This window comes from Intestinibacter sp. (assembly GCF_051866655.1).
Taxonomy (GTDB): Bacteria; Bacillota; Clostridia; order Peptostreptococcales; family Peptostreptococcaceae; genus Intestinibacter.
The window spans coordinates 1-6,651 of the sequence record NZ_JBJDXL010000106.1; the positions used below are offsets into that span (position 1 = coordinate 1).

Here is a 6,651-nt window from a genome sequence, read left to right on the forward strand (position 1 = left end):
TCTTTTAGAAATTCTCTTAAATGGATCATTAATTTCATCAATTTCTTTTCTTGCATTTTCTAATCTTTCCTTAGCGGTTTCTTCATCACTATTATCATATTTTTCTTTTAGATCCTTTTCATAATCAACAACATTATATTTAGCTTTAAGTGCTTTAGATCTAGCTCTATTTTTCTCTATAAGTTCTTTTCTTGCATTTTTACTAAGTCCTTCTTTAAAAGTTTTCATATTAGATCTATTTTCATCTAATATATTTTGACTCTTTTCAGCTAAGTTACTAAATATACCTCCTTTATTTTTAGCTAATTCATTGGTAAAAATATCCATATCTTCTTTTGAAATTTCTATTAATTCAGGTTCTCCATTTTCATTTATTTTAATTCCTATTCCAAGATTTTTCATATCTTCTTCAGAGTAATTTTTCTCTTTAATAAATTTATCCATTTTTTTATTAAATTCATTAATATCTACGCCTTTTTCTTTTAATTTTTCTATTAATTCTTCTGGTGTAGATACTAAATCTTCCAAATCTTCTTCGGATAATCCATATTTTTGTCTAATCTCTTCTACTTTACCTCCAGTAATTAATTTATTATTATCTGAAACTATTTTACTATTTTCTGCAATAGCATCAGTTAATTTAATAATCTCAGATGTGTTACGTTCTAAAGGTGATTCTGCTGGGTCGTTAGCATATTTATGAGTAATTTCTGTATTCAAATAAGATACCATTTTATCTAAAGATTTTTTATCATTAGTATTAACTTTAAGACCGTATTTCTCTAAAGTTTCATAATTAATATCGACACCTTTTTCTTCATAGTCTTTATATTTTGTAGAAATTTTAGAACGTCTTTTTTTCACTTCATTTAATTCGTCAATTAATTTTGTCTTTTGTTCATGATTTAATTCTTCTCCATCAATTCCTTTTAGATGCCCCCTGATCATTCTTTCAATTTCATCATAATTAGTGGACTTGTTTTTATTATTTAATTTTTTCATGATTTTATGAGCATCTTTACCACTAATATATTTAGTTAATTCTTTATCATAATTTTTCCTAACAAGTAGATCTTCATCTTCCTTTGCTTCTTTACCTTTACTAGCATATAATAAATCACTTCTGAGATTTTCTAATTCTTCTATATTTAAATTTTTGCTCATTTCTGCTAAAGCTACATCGGTATCATAATAATTATCTCCTCCTTCAAGCATAAAATTACTTGAATTACGATAAGCTAATCTTTCTTCAGCAGTCATATCATCAGCTTGACCACGACGAATTTGTTTTCTTCTTAATCCAGCACCAATACCTTTGATACTTTGAGCTCCAAGCATTAATGGTGTCGCTCCGATCCATAAAGCACCTTTACCTAAATTAATACCAGCTTTAGCAATTTTACTTCCAACTCCACTTAATCTATCTCCGAGATGAGCTCCAGGTTTATCAATAATATGCTTTTTAACCATACCTGGAATAGAACCAATAGTTTTCTTAAACATTATTTTTGTTTCTTGTAAAATTGGTTTCATTCCTTCTGCAATAGGAGTGATAATTTGGTCTTTAACCATACCAAATATACCACCTTTACGTTTCATTATAGGATCTCCATTTTCATCTGTTTTACCAGTATCAATTTTCTTACCAAATATAGTATCTGTGAGTCCTTCTACTATAGTTCTACCGAAGTTTTTAAGAGGTTCAGCACCCTTCTTGATAGCACCAATAAGTCCTCCTTCTTTAACAGTAATTTCTTTACCATCTTTATCAATTCTCTTGACATCTTTACCAAATATAGCTGCTTTAAATTTATCCATTGAAGTTACATAACCAGCTGTTGCTCCAAGTATAGCATTACCTACAAGACCAAATGGACCAAGTAATGCTCCGGCTGCAGCACCAATACCAATATTAGGTAAAGCTTTCTTTAATTTATCAGTTTTTTCTTTTTCAAATACTCCATCAGGACCGAATAAAGTGTCTTTAACTAAACTATTATTCTTCGCAAATCCTAATGCTGATCCAATCAATAATCCACCTACTGGACCAAATGGTGTAATTAATCCAGCAATAGCTCCTCCTAATCCAAATTTCTTAATATCAGGAATAGCCTTTTGTACTTCTTTACTAAGTAATCCATCATCTTGACGAACAGGATTTCCATTTTCATCTACACCACTAGCAGTACCAAATATAGCATTAGCAAATGTATTAGTTTTCTTACTAAATCCACTAGCAATACCAACTCCAGCAGCAAGTAAAGGATGTCCTAATAATAAACCTGCAGCAAATCCTATACCGCCTTTGGCAATAACATCTGCAGCAAATTCTTGATTCTTTTCATCTTTCATTTTATCTACTATAGATACTTCTGATAATTTATCATTAGCTTTAGCATTAAAACGAAGTTTATTAAAGAAACTTTTTTCTTCTCTAGCTTGACGATTAATAGTATTTTCATCAGCAGGGTTAATAACAACACCATCTTTAGGAATTGTAGTAATATAAGGTCCTCCAGGAGGAACTACATTACCATTAATAATTTCGCCAGAAGATACAACTGATGGAAATGCCCTACCAGTTTTATTAATACCACCACGAGCAGTTTGTTGAATTCCATTTGATTTGTAATTTGGTCTATATAATCCATTTATAATTGGTACAGCACCTAATTTATCAGCTATTGCTTTTAAATAGGTAGATATATCTTCAATTGGAGATACAATTTTTTCAATAGGAGATAATATCCTTTTTAAAACATCTGTATTTTCTTGAGTAGCTTCTTTTTCTGATTCTTTTAATTTATTCTTAGCATTTGCAAATCGCTCTGCAGCAGTTAAACCTTCGGCATTTTGATATTCTTCTTGTAATGATCGAAGGTGTGGATTTTGTGAAAATTTATTATTTACTTTTTCAATATATTGATGAGTTTTATTAATATTAGAATTTTTGGCTTTAATTCTTTTAAATTCATTGATATTATTTTCTAGGCATATTCTATATAAATCATCTAAACCTATATTCTTTTCAGCCCATTCAATATATTCATCTATATCTTTACTATTTCCAGAAAAATATGATTTTCTTAAAAAGTCTTTAACTGAATCAATATCTTCGAAATTAACATCTTTCATCTTACGACCAAATTTATTTTCTGTTAATGAATTTGATCCAGATACTATATTATTTCCAACAGATGAATCAATTACTTTTTTAGATTTATTTTTTAATAAATATATATTAATATTATCAACATCAATAGCATCTCTATATGAGAAATTATTATCTTTACAATATTTATAGTATTTATCAAATTCTCTGGTATTTTTAAAAATTTTAGATTCAACTACAAGTAAATTTATTAATTGTTTTTTATTTTTAGTAGTTAAAACTTCTTCGATAATAGAATTAGTTATATTAGAAGATGATGTAGATGAATCCTCATCTTCATCTTTTTTACCAGTAACAGCTTCTTTGGCTTTTCTTGCTTCTTCGAGAGTCCATTGTTTTATATCTTCGGCATTCTTCTTTAAAGCAGTTTCAAAATGACCAATGAACCCACCAACTAGACCACCACTTCTTGGTGTTTCAGAATCAGCTTTTTCTCCAAATAACCATTTCCATGCTGGAGATAATTTATCTTTTACTTTATCATTGAATTTTTCCATCCATTCTCCAACTTTATCTGATAGAGAATCAATAATATTTGTAAATCCATCTTTGATATGATCTTTCATTGAAGCGAGAAGACCTTTTTCTTCATCTTCTTCGTCCTCTTTGGTTTTTCTTAAAGCCTTACCAAAGAATAAATCACTTATCCATTTATCTAAACTAACTACTGCATCAGTAGCAGCTTCCCATGGTTTTTGAACTAATTTAGTAGCATAATTGGTAAGCAGTGCTACTTTTTCCATACCTTTTCTTTCACTAAGGTTTTGCTTCATTGTTTTATCTTTATTATATAATATTTGCTTAAATTTATCAGCTTCATCTTTTTTAAGGAAGTTCCAATCAACCATTATATCATAAATATCTTTTTTATCTTTAAGCTCTTTTTTAGCATCTTTTTGTAATTCTTCTTCTCTATCATTAAGGAATTTAGTAATATCGCTAAATTCTTTAATTTCTCTAGGTTTAATACCTTTCTTTTCATTTTTCCATTTTTCTAATGCATTTTCATATTTTTTATCATATGCTTCTTCTTCTTTAGTTTCATTCTTTTGATTCTTATAAAAATTCTCTCCGCCATGTTTAAGATAAGATTCTACTTGAGCACTGTCTCTCTTAGATTCTCCTTTTTCAAAATTCATTTCATTATCACTAACAATAGGTTTATTTCCTGTGATTCCAAGTAATCCTAATCCAGAAACTCTAAGAGCAGTTAAATCTCTCTTAATATATTGGAGATATTTAAATAGTGTATTACCATGTTCATCTTGAACAAATTTCATAGCTTGAGCTAATGGTGAATTAAATGCTCTTTCTACATTATAATCCCCATGCTTAGTTCTGATACTCGGATTATTTTTACTATCAGGATCTATAACAATACCTTCACTATAAAGTATTCTCTCAATAAGATCAGCATCCTTTTCCATAGATCTCATTTGATCAGCACGTTGAGATTTAGTTTCTATGATATTTCTAGCAAGATTTGCTATTACTGATCTACTATTAATACCAGTTCTAACACCATTAGCACCTTTACTTCTATTTATACCAACAACTTTACCGGGAATATAAGTTCCTCTACTATTTGTTTTACTTCCGCTTCTAAAAGGTGTTTTGACTGGGTTTCCATCCTTATCTTTTTTAACTCTATCATCAGCAGTATCATAATAATATTGAGTATCTTGAAGGATAGTTTTAATAGCATCCAAGAATTCTGTATCAATACCATAATCCCATCCTTTATTTAATACATTCAAATCTCCATTAGTTTTATATAAAGCTTCTGCTAATTTATCATAGTTTTCTTTAAATCTTTTTTGATCTCTGAATTTACTCATTAATTGATTTGTATTTCTACCAAGGGCATCACTAATGAGAGAATTCAATCCAGCCATAGAATTTTTGGCTCCAGCATTTTTCCAATCATCATGCTGTTTTTGTACAGAACGTACTGTTCTCCATTTTCCTGTTTTATAATCAAATATTTCTTCATCATCACCCGTAAGAATAGAAGTCATCTTACGAAGATAATATGGGATAACTTCAGTAATAGATTTTTTAGTAATACCATCAAATGGAATAGGACCTCTATTATATTTGCTTGTATCAAGAGCACTTGCTTCTTTATCTATCTTAAGTCCAAAAATAGATCCAAGAAATTTAGCAACTCCATCTTCACTATTAAATTTAGCATTATTGGCTTTAGCCATTAATGTAGAAAAATATCCTTTAAGAGAATTATCGAAATCTTTAGATGCTTTCTTAAAATCTTTACCAATAGCTTTATTCATTCCCCATTTTAATACTTCACCCAATGTATTAGATGTCATCATAGCAAAGAAATTAGCACCACCAAGAGCATCTCCCATTGATCCAGCACCACCAGTAATTTCTGAAATGGTATCTTGAATATTTTTCTTAATAGCATTTTTATATTCTTTAAGATTAGGAATTCCTCCAGGAGAAATATCTGTAACAGTATTTTTCTTTCTTTCCTTTTCTTTTTCTTCTTCTCTCTTATATAAATTACGTTGCATTTGAATCATTTCGTCTAATTGAGCAACGATTTTATCTGTTTTCTTTTCCATATTAGTGAAGAATGTAGCAGTATTCTTCATATGCTGATTTTGAGCTTTAGCATTATTTTCAGCATTGTTTTTTAATATAGATGTAATATTATCAAGACTTCCCCCTACTTTATTATATAACTTTTCTTGTTGTACATAAAGTAATGTAGTATTTTCTCTAGAAGAATCGATAATAGCTTTATGACCTTGAGTCATTGCATCCGCCATCATAATAGTAGACATTTTATTATTCTTCTTAATAGCAGTAGCAATGATTTTTTCTCCTTCACTGACATCGGATTTATTATCCCAGTCAAAGTCGGAGCTATCCATATCCCATTCACTATCGTCCATTAAGCTACCGCCGTAAGTACTGGCGTATTCATTTTCTCTTTCTTTATTATAAAATTTACCAGTTTTAATATCACTAATAATATTATTTATTCCAAGATTAGCTGCTGTATAGATATCACTTTTAACAATTTGAGTTTTTACTCTAGCAAAAGTCGATTTATAATCTTTAACAGCAATATAAGCTTCTTTAAATACTTCTCTATTAGTATTCTTAAAATCATTTAGAGTTTCATAATGTTCACTTAACACATCTGATGCTGCATATGTGATAGACTTACCGACATTTTTCATATACTCTCTAACTTTAAGCATACAATATCCTCCTTTCGAGTGTACAAATTATTGATATGTTCGCCTAGCCAAATATCGCCAAAAATAAAAAAAAAGAAAAGCTAACTTATTCAGCTGCCTTTCTTTTTTTGTAATTATACTTTAAGGCTTGTACAGCCTTCAAATGCACCATCTCCAATACTTGTCACGCTATCAGGAATTGTTATGTTTGAAAGGCTTGTACAGCCTTCAAATGCACCATCTCCAATACTTGTCACGCTATCAGGA

General features: G+C 29.4%; 2 protein-coding genes. Both read right to left on the reverse strand.

Going from position 1 to position 6,651, the window contains the following annotated elements:
- On the reverse strand, positions 1-6,405 hold a 6,405-nt coding region (locus tag ACI3VO_RS02725; RefSeq protein WP_439756442.1), incomplete at its 3' end, for a hypothetical protein.
- A gap of 113 nt (positions 6,406-6,518) precedes the next feature.
- Positions 6,519-6,641 (reverse strand): leucine-rich repeat protein, encoded by a 123-nt coding sequence (locus ACI3VO_RS02730; RefSeq protein ID WP_439756443.1) that lies wholly within the window; start codon positions 6,639-6,641, stop codon positions 6,519-6,521.
- Positions 6,642-6,651 lie beyond the last annotated feature (10 nt).